Origin of the sequence: Halarcobacter sp., from assembly GCF_963676935.1 — a bacterium.
Lineage (GTDB): Bacteria > Campylobacterota > Campylobacteria > Campylobacterales > Arcobacteraceae > Halarcobacter.
In genome coordinates, this window is sequence record NZ_OY781470.1 from 2,486,471 (window position 1) to 2,501,117 (window position 14,647).

14 protein-coding genes are annotated in these 14,647 nt (G+C 30.1%); 11 read left to right on the forward strand and 3 right to left on the reverse strand.

Translation table 11 applies throughout. The features are described from left to right. The first annotated feature begins 44 nt into the window (after positions 1–44). From ACKU4C_RS12155 to sucD, 6 genes are all read left to right on the forward strand, one after another. A complete protein-coding gene (locus ACKU4C_RS12155) occupies positions 45–1,178 on the forward strand; it encodes an iron-containing alcohol dehydrogenase (RefSeq protein ID WP_321312363.1) in 1,134 nt (377 codons plus the stop codon). A gap of 10 nt (positions 1,179–1,188) precedes the next feature. Next, a complete protein-coding gene (locus ACKU4C_RS12160) occupies positions 1,189–1,629 on the forward strand; it encodes a universal stress protein (RefSeq protein WP_321312365.1) in 441 nt (146 codons plus the stop codon). A 203-nt stretch (positions 1,630–1,832) separates the two neighbouring features. Next, positions 1,833–2,345 (forward strand): GNAT family N-acetyltransferase, encoded by a 513-nt coding sequence (locus ACKU4C_RS12165; protein WP_321312366.1) that lies wholly within the window; start codon positions 1,833–1,835, stop codon positions 2,343–2,345. Positions 2,346–2,387: 42 nt separating this feature from the next. Then, a complete protein-coding gene (locus tag ACKU4C_RS12170) occupies positions 2,388–3,779 on the forward strand; it encodes an aldehyde dehydrogenase family protein (RefSeq protein ID WP_321312346.1) in 1,392 nt (463 codons plus the stop codon). A 135-nt stretch (positions 3,780–3,914) separates the two neighbouring features. Further along, positions 3,915–5,084 (forward strand): ADP-forming succinate--CoA ligase subunit beta, encoded by a 1,170-nt coding sequence (gene sucC / locus ACKU4C_RS12175; RefSeq protein WP_321312367.1) that lies wholly within the window; start codon positions 3,915–3,917, stop codon positions 5,082–5,084. Next, complete coding sequence (sucD, locus tag ACKU4C_RS12180) at positions 5,084–5,953, forward strand: succinate--CoA ligase subunit alpha (protein WP_321312369.1); 870 nt, start codon at positions 5,084–5,086, stop codon at positions 5,951–5,953. The genes sucC and sucD overlap by 1 nt, the downstream gene beginning before the upstream one ends. A 1-nt stretch (position 5,954) precedes the next feature. Here the strand turns inward: sucD and ACKU4C_RS12185 are convergent, their stop codons facing one another. Then, positions 5,955–6,551, reverse strand: a complete 597-nt coding sequence (locus ACKU4C_RS12185) for a cupin domain-containing protein (protein WP_321312371.1) — start codon at positions 6,549–6,551, stop codon at positions 5,955–5,957. Positions 6,552–6,689: 138 nt separating this feature from the next. Next, entirely contained in the window at positions 6,690–7,115 is a 426-nt protein-coding gene (locus ACKU4C_RS12190; protein ID WP_321312373.1) for a hypothetical protein, read from the reverse strand. A 187-nt stretch (positions 7,116–7,302) separates the two neighbouring features. On the opposite strand from ACKU4C_RS12190, the gene ACKU4C_RS12195 reads away from it, so the two are divergent. Beyond that, positions 7,303–8,040 (forward strand): phytanoyl-CoA dioxygenase family protein, encoded by a 738-nt coding sequence (locus ACKU4C_RS12195; protein ID WP_321312375.1) that lies wholly within the window; start codon positions 7,303–7,305, stop codon positions 8,038–8,040. Continuing rightward, positions 8,030–10,144, forward strand: a complete 2,115-nt coding sequence (locus tag ACKU4C_RS12200; protein WP_321312378.1) for a helix-hairpin-helix domain-containing protein — start codon at positions 8,030–8,032, stop codon at positions 10,142–10,144. The genes ACKU4C_RS12195 and ACKU4C_RS12200 overlap by 11 nt, the downstream gene beginning before the upstream one ends. A 70-nt stretch (positions 10,145–10,214) precedes the next feature. Here ACKU4C_RS12200 and ACKU4C_RS12205 read toward each other — a convergent pair whose 3' ends face one another. Next, positions 10,215–11,054: an AraC family transcriptional regulator gene (locus tag ACKU4C_RS12205; RefSeq protein ID WP_321312381.1), complete on the reverse strand. Its 840-nt coding sequence runs from the start codon at positions 11,052–11,054 to the stop codon at positions 10,215–10,217. A 283-nt stretch (positions 11,055–11,337) separates the two neighbouring features. Here ACKU4C_RS12205 and peaA point away from each other — a divergent pair, with 283 nt between their 5' ends. The 3 genes from peaA to qhpC are packed head-to-tail and all read left to right on the forward strand — an operon-like array spanning position 11,338 to position 14,639. Then, positions 11,338–12,921, forward strand: coding sequence for a quinohemoprotein amine dehydrogenase subunit alpha (peaA, locus tag ACKU4C_RS12210; protein ID WP_321312382.1), 1,584 nt, complete (start codon positions 11,338–11,340; stop codon positions 12,919–12,921). 10 nt (positions 12,922–12,931) lie between these two features. Further along, a complete protein-coding gene (gene peaB / locus ACKU4C_RS12215; protein WP_321312384.1) occupies positions 12,932–14,332 on the forward strand; it encodes a quinohemoprotein amine dehydrogenase maturation protein in 1,401 nt (466 codons plus the stop codon). Continuing rightward, positions 14,319–14,639 (forward strand): quinohemoprotein amine dehydrogenase subunit gamma, encoded by a 321-nt coding sequence (qhpC, locus tag ACKU4C_RS12220; protein ID WP_321312386.1) that lies wholly within the window; start codon positions 14,319–14,321, stop codon positions 14,637–14,639. The genes peaB and qhpC overlap by 14 nt, the downstream gene beginning before the upstream one ends. The last annotated feature ends 8 nt before the right edge of the window (positions 14,640–14,647 follow it).

Sequence of the window (14,647 nt, forward strand, 5' to 3'; positions counted from 1 at the left end):
TTCTGAAAAATTATTAAATTAAAAATTTCTAAAGAAGGAAAAAAATGGAATTTTCATATTTAAATCCTACTCGAATCGAGTTTGGTCAAGGTAAAATTAGCACTATATCTTCATTTATTCCAAAAAACTACAAAGTATTATTTATATATGGTGGGGGAAGTATAAAAAGAAATGGTGTTTACCAACAAGTTGTAGACTCTTTAGAAGGATACACTTGGTATGAATTTAGTGGAGTAGAACCAAACCCTACAAAAGAAAATCTTGATAATGCAATAAAATTAGCAAAAGAAAAAAATGTTGATTATATATTAGCTGTAGGTGGAGGTTCTGTAATTGATGGCGCAAAATATGTAGCTAATTCTTATTATTATGATGGAGATGGTTGGGATATACTTGAAGGTAAACACATTTCAACACAAGCTTTACCAATCGGAGCTATTTTAACTTTGGCTGCAACAGGAAGTGAATCAAATACAGGTTCAGTTATCACTAAAAGTGAAACAAAAGAGAAAAGATTTTTTAGATCTGAACACTCTTTTCCAAAGTTTGCAATTTTAGACCCTGATGTATTAAAAAGTTTAGATGAAAGACAAATAGTAAATGGACTTATTGATTCTTTTATTCATACTTGTGAACAATATCTTACTTATAAACATGGTATGTTGGCACAAGATAATTATAGTGAAGGGATTTTAAAAGCTTTACTTAAATTAGCTTCAACAATAGAAAACAAAGATGACCTTTGGTACGCAAACTTAATGTGGTTGGCAAATCAAGCTTTAAATGGTCTTATTTGTTTAGGTGTACCTCAAGATTGGGCAACACACTATATTGGACATGAACTTAGTGGACTTTATGGAATTGACCATGCTAGAACACTTGCCATTATTCAACCTAACCTATTAAGAGTGTTAAAAGAGCATAAAAGAGATAAACTTCTTCAAATGGGTAAAAATGTATTTAATATGGATACTCAAAATCCTGATGAAGTGATAAATAAAATTGAAAATCTTTATAAATCATTAGGTGTTGAATTAAAAATCTCAAAATATACTGATGATAAAGAGATTAAAGAAAAAGTTATCCCTTTATTGAAAAAACATGGTTTTAGTGAATTTGGTGAAAACAATATAGTTAATTCTGCTATTGTAGAAAAAATACTTGATAAATCAATCTAAAGGATAAATAATGTTTAAAAATATTTTAGTACCATTGCATTTAGATTATATAGATAATCACGAAAAACTTTTTGCAGGTGCATTAGAAGTACTAAATAATGAAGATGGAAAATTATCTTTATTATATGTTAATGAAAATAGAACCCATGGCTCTGTTTACCCGATTCTTGATGATGAAAATGAAAAACATTATAATCATGATGCATTTATTGAGTTGAAAAAAATCGCTAAGAAACACTCTTTGCCTGAAGATAAAGTTACTTTTAATATTAGAGATGGTTCAGCACATAGGGAGATTCTAGAAGAGGCTAGAAGAATTAAAGCAGATGCTATTGTTATGATGGCAACAAAACCGGGACTTGGAAGTTACTTTATAAGTAGTACTTCAGAACGTGTTATGAGACATGCTGCATGTTCAGTATTTGTAATAAGATTAACTGATTATCAATAAATAACCAATATTATATCTAAAAAAGTGAAGGAGTTTTCCTTTACTTTTTATAAAAATTTTTAAGATACGATTTGATATAAATAGTTTTCCTTTATGGATTATCTTTATTTTTTATCATTTCAAAATAGCTAAAAAGAAAACTTTATTCTTTTAAAACAAAGTTATAAATATATTGAAATTAATACAATATAAGGATATTCAAAATGGAAAATTTAATATCTACAAAAAATACAGATTATAGTTTAAGAATGGCAACAACTGAAGATTCACAATTAATTGTAACTTTCATGAAAAAACTTGGAAGTTATCAAAAAATGGAAGATGCTATAACAGCAACACCAAAACGTATAAAAAGATTGTTAGAAGAGGGATTGGGAGAAGCAGTTTTTGGTATTTATAAAAATGAGATATGCTCTTTTGCATATTTTCATCAAAAAAGTTCTGCTTTTTCTGGTCGAAAAGGACTATATATTGATGCATTTTTTATAGATGATAATGTAAGAGGTAAAGGTTTAGGGAAAATTATGTTTCAATATCTTGCAAAATATTCTATTGATAAAAAGTGTGAATATTTAGAATGGGCATGTTTAGATTGGAATAAATCAGCAATGAAATTTTATGAAAAACAAGGTGCTTATTGTATAGATAACTTGAAACTATATAGATTATCTCCAGATGATTTATCTTTTAATGCAAAAAATTTTGCACAAAACTAATTAATAAATATAAATTAAATTTTTAAATAAGGAAAAAAACAAATGAGTACAATAGAAGTAACATCACCATATGATGACAGCGTAGTAGGAACAGTTCCATTTAGTACAAATGAAGAAGTACAAGCAGCAATAGATTTAGCACATGAAACTTTTTTAGATCATGAAAATCATCTACCAAAATATAAAAGAGTTGCTATCTTAGAAAAAGTTGCTGAAATTATGTCTTCACAAGTTGAAGAATTAACTAAACTTTGTGCTTCTGAAGGTGGTAAACCTTGGATGGATTCTGAAGTTGAAGTTTACAGAGCTATCAATGGTGTTAAGCTTGCAATTGAAGCTTTAGGTTCTTTAGAAGGTAAAGAGGTTGCTATGGGGCATACTGCTTCATCTGCTAATAGAATGGCTTATACATTTAAAGAACCTATTGGGGTTGTTGCTGCAATTTCTGCTTTTAACCACCCTTTTAACTTAGCTATTCACCAAGTTATCCCTGCAATTGCTGTTGGGTGTCCTGTTGTTATTAAACCTGCAACTCAAACTCCTATGTCTGCTATTAGACTTGTTGAAATCTTAGAAGAAGCTGGTCTTCCTAAAGGTTGGGCTCAAGCTGTTGTTTGTGACAGAACTGGTGGGGAATTATTAGCTACATCTCCTAAAGTTAGTTTCTTAACTTTTATTGGTTCTGGTGCTGTTGGTTGGTATTTAAATTCTAAAGTTAACAATGGTACACGTGTAGCATTAGAGCATGGTGGGGTTGCTCCTGTTATTGTTGAGCCTGATGCTGACATTGATGCTATGATTCCTGATTTAGGTAAAGGTGGTTTCTATCATGCTGGTCAAGTTTGTGTTTCTGTTCAAAGAGTTTACGTACACGAATCTATTGTTGATGAAGTAGCTTCTAAACTTTCTGATTATGCTTCTAAGTTAGTTGTTGGTAATCAACTTGATCCTAAAACTGAAGTTGGTCCACTTATTAACAACAATGAAGTTAACAGAGTTGAAGAGTGGGTTAATGAAGCTGTTGAAAAAGGTGCTAAGGTATTAACTGGTGGTAAGAGAATCTCTAATTCTTGTTATGAGCCTACTGTTTTACTAAATCCTGCTGATGATGCTTTAGTTTCTACTAAAGAGGTATTTGGTCCTGTTGTTTGTGTTTATTCATATTCTGACATGGAAGAGGCTATTGACAGAGCTAACTCTTTAGAGGTTTCTTTCCAAGCTGCTGTATTTACTAAGAATCTTGACAAAGCTTTAAGAGCTGTTAAGAGAATCAACGGTACTACTGTAATGGTTAACGACCACACTGCATTTAGAGTTGACTGGATGCCATTTGGTGGTGCTAAGGCTTCTGGTCTTGGTGTTGGTGGTATTCACGACTCTATGGAAGAAATGACTAACGAAAAACTTCTTGTTATCAAGTCTCCTGTTTTATAATATTTTGTAAAAGAGGTATCCCCTCTTTTACTACCTTCTATTAGTAATACTTATACTTAACTTAAGCCCACTTATATTATTATTTTGGTATAAGCATCTATTCAAAACTTAACAATTAAATAATTTAGGAAAACTATGAACTTACATGAGTATCAAGCAAAAAATTTATTTAGAAAATATGATATACCAACTACTAAAGGTAAACTGCTAACTCACCCTTCACAACTTGATGACATATTAAGAAAACTTGGTGGAGACAGATGGGTTATAAAAGCCCAAGTTCACGCTGGAGGAAGAGGAAAAGCTGGAGGAGTTGTATTAGTAGATTCAAAAACTGAAGCAAATGAAGAGGTTAGAAGACTTTTAGGAAGTAACCTTGTAACTTACCAAACAACTAAAGAGGGTCAACCTGTAAACTCTATATATATTGAACAACCTTGCGATATTATTGATGAGATATATTTAGCATTTGTTGTAGATAGAACAACCCAAAGAATTATGATAATCACTTCAAGTGAAGGTGGGGTAGAGATTGAAGAGGTTGCAGCAAAAACTCCTGAAAAGATATTAAGAAACCCTATCAATCCTGTTGTTGGTATTATGCCTGCACAATGTAGACAAATCTGTGATGATTTAGGATTAGATAAAACTTTAAGTGCACAAATGATTGATTTGATGCAAAAAGTTTATAAAATGTTTGTAAAAAATGACCTTTCATTAATAGAAGTAAACCCACTTGTTGTTACAAAACAAGGAACAATTTTATGTCTTGATGGAAAAGTTGTGGTAGATAACTCAGCACTTTACAGACAAGCAAAAATAAATGAAATCAGAGATGAAACCCAAGAGGATGCAAAAGAGTTAAAAGCTGAAAAACTAGACTTAAACTATGTTACTTTAGATGGAAATATCGCTTGTATGGTAAATGGTGCAGGTTTAGCAATGGCAACTATGGATTTAATCAAAACTCATGGTGGAGAGCCAGCTAACTTTTTAGATGTAGGTGGGAGTGTAAATGAAAAAAGAGTTATTGAAGCTTTTGAGATAATTTTATCAGATGAAAAGGTAAACGGAATATTAGTTAATATTTTTGGTGGTATTGTAAGATGTGATATCATAGCTTCAGGTATTATTGAAGCAGCAAGAAAAATGAATCTATCTATTCCAATTGTAGTAAGACTTGAAGGTACAAATGCAAAAGAGGGATTAGAATTGATTAGACAATCAGATGTATCTGTTTATGAAGAAGCTGACTTAGACAAAGCAGCACAAAAAATTATTGAATTAACACAAGGAGCTAACTAATGGCTATTTTAATTGATAAAAATACTAAAGTGTTAGTTCAAGGTTTAACAGGTTCACAAGCAAGTTTCCATACAAAAAGAGCAATTGCATACGGAACAAATGTAGTAAGTGGTGTAGTTCCAGGTAAACGAGGTCAAAGACACTTAGATTTACCAATTTACAACACAGTTGAATGTGCAAAAAGATTAACAGGAGCAAATGCTTCAATTATCTATGTTCCAGCTCCATTTTGTAAAGATGCTATTATTGAAGCTAGTGAAAATGGTATTGAAACCATTGTTTGTATAACAGAAGGTATTCCAACAATTGATATGCTTGATGTAAAAGCAGCAGTTGATTTAAATGGTTCAAGACTAATAGGACCTAATTGTCCAGGGATAATCACTCCAGGTCAATGTAAAATGGGTATTATGCCCGAATCAATCCATATGCCAGGAAGTGTTGGGATTGTATCAAGATCGGGTACTTTAACTTATGAAGCTGTAAACCAATCAACTTTAGCAGGATTTGGACAAAGTACTTGTGTGGGAATTGGTGGAGACCCTGTTCCAGGTTCAGACTTTATTGATATTTTAAAAATGTTTGAAGAGGATGAAGATACAAAAGCAATCGTTATGATTGGTGAAATTGGTGGGGCAAAAGAGGAAGCTGCTGCTGAATTTATCAAACACCATGTTACAAAACCTGTTGTTTCTTATATAGCTGGTGTTACTGCACCAAAAGGAAAAAGAATGGGACATGCAGGCGCAATTATTGATGGGGGAAAAGGAACTGCACAAGAAAAATATTCAGCTTTAGAAAATGCTGGGGTATGTACAGTTAGAACTATTACTTCAATTGCAAATGCACTAAAAGAGGTACATCCATAAACTAAAAAGAAACAGGAGTGATAATAGAAAGATAAGAAGCTTTTTTTGAACTTCTGTTTTCAATTTTATGGGGGATTTCAGGATTAAATCTAATTGAGTCCCCTTTTTTAAGTTCAAACTCTTTGTTATTTAAGGTAACTACAATCTCTCCTTCAAGAACATAATCACACTCTTCACCACCTTTTGTATGTGGTATTAAATCATCCGTAATTCTATTTGGTTCCATATTTACTTGTAATAACTCTATTTCTCCTTGCAAATCAGGAACTAAAAGTTCACAAGTATATAAAGGATCAGGAAAAGAGATTTTCTTTCTTTCATCTTTTCTTACTACATAGAATTTTTCATTTTCAATATTTTCTAAAGTATTTATTGTAGGTTCATCAGTATTATTAGTAAATAGATGGGCTAAAGTAACATCTAGTACTTTTGCTATTTTTCTTAGTGTTTCAACTGAACCTTGAGTTGAGCCTTTTTCAAGCTGAGATAACATTCCAAAAGAGATACCTGCTTCCCCTGCAAGTTGTTTTGCAGCCATATTTTTTGCTACTCTTAAACTCTTAATTTTTTTACCTACTTCAAACTCTTCTTCTAACACTTCTATTTACCTTGATGTTTCTTTTAGTATACCTAAAAATAATTGAAATTATAAATTTAGACTTTAAAATCATTATATATTTTAATAAGCTTAAAATTATAAAATCTAATTTAAGAGGAAAAATTCCTCTTAAATTTTTTAGTAACTTAAAGTAGTAAAATCACTATTTAATAATTGTTTTGCAACATTTTGTGGGTTAGCAACAGTAATACCATCTAATAAAACAGATTTATCTAAATTAGCATTTGGTAAATATAATGGACAAACTTCAACTTTTGCTCCACTTTTAATAAGACCTTGTAGCAACATTTTTGGAGATTTATTTTTAGGTTTAAGAAGTGGACTCTCTTTACCTTTTACAGCTAAATCACCTGCACTTGAACATAAAGTAATATTCACAGCTTTTTTTTGTTTTATCGTCATCATAGATAAAACCATAGCCATCATTTGAGTTTGTGCGTCATTTGCTGTTAATACAACATTTAATCCCTTATTATCTTCTGCAAAAGCATTTGAAGAGAATAGAAATAAACCTAAAGTTACAACTGATAAAAACTTTTTCATTAAGTTTCCTTTTTGATTTGTTTTAATCAATTACATGCATGAAGGGATTATATGTAATAAAAACTTAGATAAAAATTTAATTTTTAATCTATATTTTCATCTGAATAAAACTATATTAAATTTAACCTTCCTAACATCAAAATTAAAGTAAAATACCGATCTAAATTTAATAGGTATTGAGATAAAAATGGAACTTACAAAAGAACAAGTAAACAAATTTAATGAAGATGGATTTTTAATCATAAAAAACTTTGCCCAAAAAGATTTATGTGATAAAATTTTAGAAAAAGCAAAAATCCATTTGGAGAAAAAACAAGCTCCAATAGAGAGTGAACAAGAGTATATGAGTCTAAATGAGGACAAAATAACAGTAAGAAGATTAAGACAAGTATATGATAGAGAAGAGATATTTAAAGAATGGATGACAAATCTTGAGATAAGACCTATGTTAAAACAAGTTTTAAATGATACTCCTGTATTAACTTTAGCCCATCACAACTCTATTATGACTAAACTACCCCATGAAAGTACTAGAACATTTTGGCACCAAGATAGAAGATATTGGAATTTTCAAAATGATGATTTAGTATCTGTTTGGTTAGCTTTAGATGAGGAGTTTTTAGACAATGGTTTATTAGAGTTTATTCCAGGAACCCATAAAATCAATTTTGAAAAAAGCTCATTTGATGAGGATTCAAACTTTGTTGATGAGAACGAATACAATCAAGAGATTATAAAAAATAGAGTTCACCAAAATCTAGAAAAAGGTGATATTGTTTTATTTCATTGTAAAACACTTCACCACGCAAATAAAAACAGTACAGATAAAGCTAAAATCTCTTTTGTATACACAGTAAGAGCAAAAAGTAATAAACCTTTAGAAAATACAAGAAGTGATTTCAAGGAAATTATACTTGAGTGCTAATATTACAAATCTATTAGTACAAAAAACATCCCTATCAAAAAAAGTTATTGAAAACATAATCAAACTTCTTGATGAGGGGTGTACTATCCCTTTTATCGCTAGATATAGAAAAGAGTTTACAAATAGTGCAACAGATGAAGATTTAAGAGTTTTTGAAGAGGTTTATTCATACTCAAAAAAACTACTTCAAAGAAAAAATGAGATTTTAGAACTACTAAAAGAGAAAAACTTTTTAAATGAAAGAGTTGAAAAAAGTTTAAATGAAGCTACAACTTTACAAGCCCTAGAAGATATATACACACCTTTTAAAGATAAAAAATCTTCAAGAACTTCACAAGCGATTGAAAATGGATTAGAGCCTTTGGCAAATATTATTCAATCAATGAAATATGATGAAAATGAAGTTTTACAAAAAGCAAAAAACTTTACAAATAAAGATGTTAAATCTATAGATGAAGCTATACAGGGGGCAAAAGATATTATTGCCCAAAGATATGCTGATGATTTCAAATCAAAAGAGGTTTTAAGAAACCTTATTTCCAATTGGGGAATAATAGAGATAAAAGAGGCAAAAGAGTTTAAAAAAGATGGTGTTTATACAAGTTTTGTAGAGCAAAATGAGAAAATAAAATATATAAAACCCCACAGAGTTTTAGCCATATTAAGAGCAGTAAATGAAAAAGAGTTATCAATAAAAGTTGATATCGATGAAAAACATATTTTAGAAAATATAAAAAAATACAAAATCCCAACTTGGGCAAAATCCTCTAGCACTTTTGTTTTTGAAGCCTATAAAGATGGGTTAAAAAGATTACTTCTTCCCAGCTTAAAAAGGGAAGCAATAGCAAACCTAAAAGAGAAAGCCTCAAAAGAAGCCATTGAACTTTTTGGTAAAAACCTAAAAGAGTTACTTTTAACAGCACCACTAGTTAATCACATAATCTTAGGAATGGACCCAGGATATAAAACTGGTTGTAAGCTTGCAGTGATTGACGAAAATGGGGAGTATTTGGATTCAAGTGTTATCTATCCAACAAAACCAAAAGAGGATATAAAAACCTCATCAAAAATAGTTTTGGAGCTTATTAAAAAACACAAGATAACTTCAATAGCAATAGGAAATGGTACAGCTTCTAGGGAAACTGCAAGCTTCATCTCAAATCTTATAAAAGAAAACAACCTTACTATAAACTATGCAATAGTTAGTGAAATAGGAGCAAGTGTATATTCTGCTTCAAAAATAGCAACCCAAGAGTATCCAAATCTTGATGTTACAATTAGAGGTGCTATTTCAATTGCAAGTAGATTAAGAGACCCTATGGCAGCCTTAGTTAAAATAGACCCAAAATCACTTGGAATAGGACAATATCAACACGATGTAAACCAAAAAGAGTTAAGTTTAAAACTTGAAAATATAACAGTAGATTTAGTAAATAAAGTTGGAGTTGATTTAAATTCCGCTTCATTTAAACTTTTATCTTTTGTTTCTGGTATTACGGAAACTTTAGCAAAAAATATTGTTGAACATAGAAAAAAGCTAGGAATATTTACATCTAAAAAACAACTTCTTGATGTGAAAGGTGTTGGAGCAAAAGCGTATGAGCAAAGTGTTGGGTTCCTTAGAATCAAAAAAGGTGATTCTATCTTAGATAACACAGCTATTCACCCTGAAGATTATGATTTAGTAAAAAGATTAGAGAAAACTTGTGATATAAAAACTGTAGAAAAGCAACAATACCAAATGTTAGCAAATAGTTTAAACACTTCACTAATTAAAATAGAAGACATAATAAATGAGCTTCAAAAACCAGGCTTTGATATAAGAGAAAACTTCAATCAAGTAAAATTTGCAAGTGATATAACTAAAATAGAGGATTTAAAAGAAGGCTTTACCCTTTCAGGAATAGTTAGAAATATAACAGATTTTGGAGCCTTTGTAGATATAGGACTTAAAAACGATGCCCTACTTCATATCTCACAAATAAGCCATAAAAGAATCTCTCATCCAAGTGAAGTTTTAAGTATAAATCAAAACCTTGAAAATATAAAAGTTGTTAGTATTGATTTGGAGAAACAAAGGGTAGGATTGAGTTTAAAAAATTAGAATTTTAATATATATTTTAATTTTTTATACTTTTTTTTGAGTATAGTTTAGTTTGAATTGAAAAAGAGTATCATGTTATTTTAGTAAGGTTACATAAACCTTTAAATTGTGGGAAATTATTTGAACCTTTTACAAATCTATTTGGTGTATCATTAGTAAAGTGTCTAAACTCTCTTATAAAATGGGATTGATCTGAAAAATTATATTCAAAAGCCAATTCACTAAACTCAATATTAAACTGTCTGAATTTCATTTGCTCTAAAATTGAGTAAAATCTAGCTATTCTACTTATATTTTTTGGGGTCAATCCTGTATAATTTTTTACTTTTCTTTCTAATTGTCTAATAGATAAATTTTGTTCTGAAAAAAAATTATCTAAATTACCAACTTTATAAAGTTGACTTATATTATAAATTATCTCATCTGCATAAAAATTTTTTTTATTAAAGAGGTCAATAAAAAAATTGTTTAACTCATTATAAAGCTTTATATTATTATCTTTTTTTTCATAAAGCTTTTCCAATATTGATTTATCAAACTTTAGAGAAAGGTCATTGAACGTATATAGTTTATTTGAAAAATTAATTACAGGGAATTTAAATAACTTAAAAAAAATACTAGGTTTTAACTGTATATCAATGACTTTTATATCATCAGACATTGCTACTTTATATGAGCTACAAATTGGAGGAACAATATATATGCCCTTATTTAATCTACTATCTATATATTCATTACCTTCACTAAAATTTATAGTTCCATTAAAGACCATAAAAATGGTAGCACATCCATCAGGTATAAAAATTTTATGAAAATGATTCTTTCCTTTCCCATTCCCTTCTAGGAACCAATATACTTTTATCCATTCTTTTAATTTTAAATCTGGAAGGAACATTTTTGACGAATACATTTTATCTCCTAAATAAATAATTGAAATTATAAGTATAACTTTTAAAAATCAATTTCTTAAGAGATTAATGTGTAAAAAAAAATCAATAAAATGAATTAATTAACAAAAAATATTTAAATATGTCGTTTTTTTACAAAAATATTCTTTTGAAAAGAAAAAATTAAGATGAGATGTTTATTGTATAAAAAATATACAGAAATGTCGTTTTTTTTCTATACATATTTTTTCTTTATTCTTATAATTTTATCAATCATTTGATTAGTTAAATAAAAAGGAGAGAAGTTTGAAAACTACTTATTTAAGTTCAATGTTGAAATTTAGTGTTGGGTTCTTAATATCTTCTGCAAGTCTTTATGGAACAGACTTTAATGCAGGCAAAAATATTATTGACACTAAATGTATAGCATGTCATGTTGGAAATACAGATATCGGATTAAGTCGTATTTCAGATCAGAGAAAAACACCTGAAGGGTGGTATATGACAGTCCATAGAATGAAAAATCATGGACTATCACTTTCTGAAGAAGAGATAAAATCAGTTGTAAAATATTTATCTGATACACAAGGTTTAAATCCTAATGAGAGTGAACCATATAGATATATTTTAGAACAGACACCTAATTATCAGGAAACACATAAAAATTCTCTGTTAACTGAAGTTTGTGCTAGATGTCATAGTGAAGCAAGGTTTAGTGTTCAAAGAAGAACATCTAGTGAATGGAGTCACTTAGTAGATTTTCATGTAGGTCAGTTTCCTACATTAGAGTTTCAAGCTCTGTCTAGAGACAGAGATTGGTTTAGTATTGCAAAAGATGAAATTGTTCCACTCTTAAGTAAAAGCTTTGGAAATGATACAAATTTTGAAAAAATTGATGCAAATTATGAAGGTACATGGAGTTTATACGGTCATAAATTAGGTGACGGAGATTTCAGTGCAACAATGAGTGCTAAAAAAGTTTCAAATGATGTTTATAAACTGACTTTAAAAGGTAATTATTTAGATGGTAGAGAGTTTAATGCTACAGGTGAAGCTGTTGTATATTCAGGTTATGAATGGAGAGCAAAACTTGACTTAGATGGGATTGCTTTTAATCAAGTATTTAAAATGAATCCTAAAAGCCAAGAGTTAAAAGGTAGTATGTTTGAAACTCTGCACTCAGAAGAGTATTCTTATATCAAAGGGGTAAAAAGCAGTAATACCAAAAGTGTAGTTTTAGGAGTTTATCCAAAATCAATTAAAGCAGGTGAGAGTGAAGTTATTACCATAAGTGGAAATAATCTTGACGGAAAAGTAAAACTCTCTTCAGGGCTTAAAATAAATAAAATTTTGGAAAAAACAGCTTCCAAAATTGTATTAGATGTAACGGCAAGTTCTAAATATGATTCAAAACAAGTTGATTTATCGGTTGGTTCAATTAAATTAGATAAAGAATTAACAGTTTATAAAAAAATTGATGCTTTAAAAGTATTCCCATCTTATGCTATTGCAAGAGTAGGTGACGGTGGCGGAGTTATGCCAAAGCAGCATGCTATTTTTGAAGCAATTGGATATTTAGTAGGAAACGATGGAAAACTAGGAACAAATGATGATATTTCATTAGGAAAAGTCGATGCAAAATGGAGTGTTGCTCCTTTTGATAAAAGAGCTAAAGAGGATCAAGATATTAAATTTGCAGGAACAATGGACTCTTTTAGCGGAAGATTTACTCCCTCTTTTGCAGGACCGAATCCATTAAGAAGATTTGGAACAAATAACGCAGGAAATCTAAAAGTTATAGCAACATATAAAGATGAAAACGAGACTCTAAAAGCAGATTCTCATCTAATGGTAACAGTTCAAAAATGGGTGAACTCTCCAATTAATTAAGGAGATTAATATGAGTGATAATGAGTTTAAAGTAAATAATCATAACTATAAAATAATAAAAAATGAAGGAGAAAATCTACTTTTTCATGTACCTTCAAGTGCTCTTTATGAGTTAGATAAAGAAGCACAAAGTTTACTAAAAAAAGTTGAAAATAGAAACTTATCTAAAAAAGATTTTTATAGTGAAGACTTGCAAATGCTGGAAAAATTGAATGTTATAGGAGATGAGGAGCCAACAGAGTATATAGAGGTTAAAAATTTTCCTGCAACTACATTGATTTTAAATATAGCATCTGGTTGTAACTTAAGTTGTACATACTGTTATAAAGCAGATTTAGAGACTTTGAAAAACAGTGGTAATATGAGCTTTGATACAGCACTTCAAGCTATAAAACATCTTTATGAAGGAGCACCAAATCAGAAACTTTATAATGTAACTTTTTTTGGAGGTGAGCCTTTAAGTAATTTTGAACTAATAAAAGACGTAACTATGTATGCAACACAATTTTTTAAACAAAGGGGTGCAAATGTGGATTTCACAATTACAACAAATGCAACTCTTTTAACAAAAGAGATAATCTCTTTTTTAAAAAAATATCAGTTTGGAATAACTATTAGTATAGATGGTCCTAAAGCAATACATGATAAGACCAGACTTACAAACAGTGGAGCAGGTAGTTATGAAATGGTTAGAAAAAAAGTAGAATTGCTTTTAAGTATGTACAAAGAGAGACAAATTGGAGCAAGGGTTACTTTAACAAGAGGTATTACTCAAGTTGATGAAATTTGGAATCATCTATTTAATGAATTACATTTTAGTGAAGTAGGCTTCGCACCTGCAACTGCAAGTGATAATGCTGTGTTTAACTTAAGTGAAAAAGAGCTTTTAGAAGTTTTTAAAGGGTTTAAAAAACTTGGTGAGAAATATGTTGAGGCAGCATTAAAAGGTGACTATAACGGTTTTTCAAACCTACATAGAGTAATAGGAGATATTCATGCAGGAAGAAAGAAAAAGCTTCCATGTGGTGCAGGAGTAGGACTTTTATCGGTTAGTTATGAAGGAAAGTTTGATTTATGCCACAGATTTACAGGAAGTGATTTTATGCAGTTTGGAGATGTTCAAACAGGTCTTGATAAACCGAAACTTTCAAACTTTATTGAAAAAAGATTAAATACAAATGACGGAGATTGTTCAACTTGTCATATTAGAAACTTGTGTGCAGGCGGGTGTTACCATGAGAGTTATATAAGATATAACGATCCTACAAAAGCGGTACTTCACTACTGCGATATTATGAGAGACTGGATTGATTTTGCTTTATTATCTTATTCAAAAATAAGAAACGGCAATCCAGAATTTTTTGACAAATATTTAAAAGAAGAAAAAGGAGATACAAATGGGCTTATTTAAACCTTTAAATCCAAAAGCAGATTTATTAAATAAATCTATAAAAGAGGGAAAACAAAAAGAAGTTGTTGCAATGCAGAGCATTGTCGGTTGTTCATCAACCTTTGATCCTGGATGGGAAGTTGATGCCTTTGGCGGGGTTGGAGGTCTATGCCAACCAATGGAAGCTGACCTTTATGGGTGTTCTGAACCATGCTGGTGGCCTACGCAAGTACCTGATATTATAAGTAATCCAGAGTGGAGTGCAAAATCTCCTTCGGCAGGTAGAGACTGGAGAAAATTATCTTCTGTATATCCATTAGAAAAATAAGAGAGGAG

Excerpts from the sequence above, each read along its gene's own strand:
- ACKU4C_RS12155 (WP_321312363.1), top strand. The coding sequence starts at position 45 with ATGGAATTTTCATATTTAAATCCTACTCGAATCGAGTTTGGTCAAGGT.
- ACKU4C_RS12160 (WP_321312365.1), top strand. The coding sequence starts at position 1,189 with ATGTTTAAAAATATTTTAGTACCATTGCATTTAGATTATATAGATAAT.
- ACKU4C_RS12165 (WP_321312366.1), top strand. The coding sequence starts at position 1,833 with ATGGAAAATTTAATATCTACAAAAAATACAGATTATAGTTTAAGAATG.
- ACKU4C_RS12170 (WP_321312346.1), top strand. The coding sequence starts at position 2,388 with ATGAGTACAATAGAAGTAACATCACCATATGATGACAGCGTAGTAGGA.
- sucC (WP_321312367.1), top strand. The coding sequence starts at position 3,915 with ATGAACTTACATGAGTATCAAGCAAAAAATTTATTTAGAAAATATGAT.
- sucD (WP_321312369.1), top strand. The coding sequence starts at position 5,084 with ATGGCTATTTTAATTGATAAAAATACTAAAGTGTTAGTTCAAGGTTTA.
- ACKU4C_RS12190 (WP_321312373.1), bottom strand. The coding sequence starts at position 7,115 with ATGAAAAAGTTTTTATCAGTTGTAACTTTAGGTTTATTTCTATTCTCT.
- ACKU4C_RS12195 (WP_321312375.1), top strand. The coding sequence starts at position 7,303 with ATGGAACTTACAAAAGAACAAGTAAACAAATTTAATGAAGATGGATTT.
- ACKU4C_RS12205 (WP_321312381.1), bottom strand. The coding sequence starts at position 11,054 with ATGTATTCGTCAAAAATGTTCCTTCCAGATTTAAAATTAAAAGAATGG.
- peaB (WP_321312384.1), top strand. The coding sequence starts at position 12,932 with ATGAGTGATAATGAGTTTAAAGTAAATAATCATAACTATAAAATAATA.
- qhpC (WP_321312386.1), top strand. The coding sequence starts at position 14,319 with ATGGGCTTATTTAAACCTTTAAATCCAAAAGCAGATTTATTAAATAAA.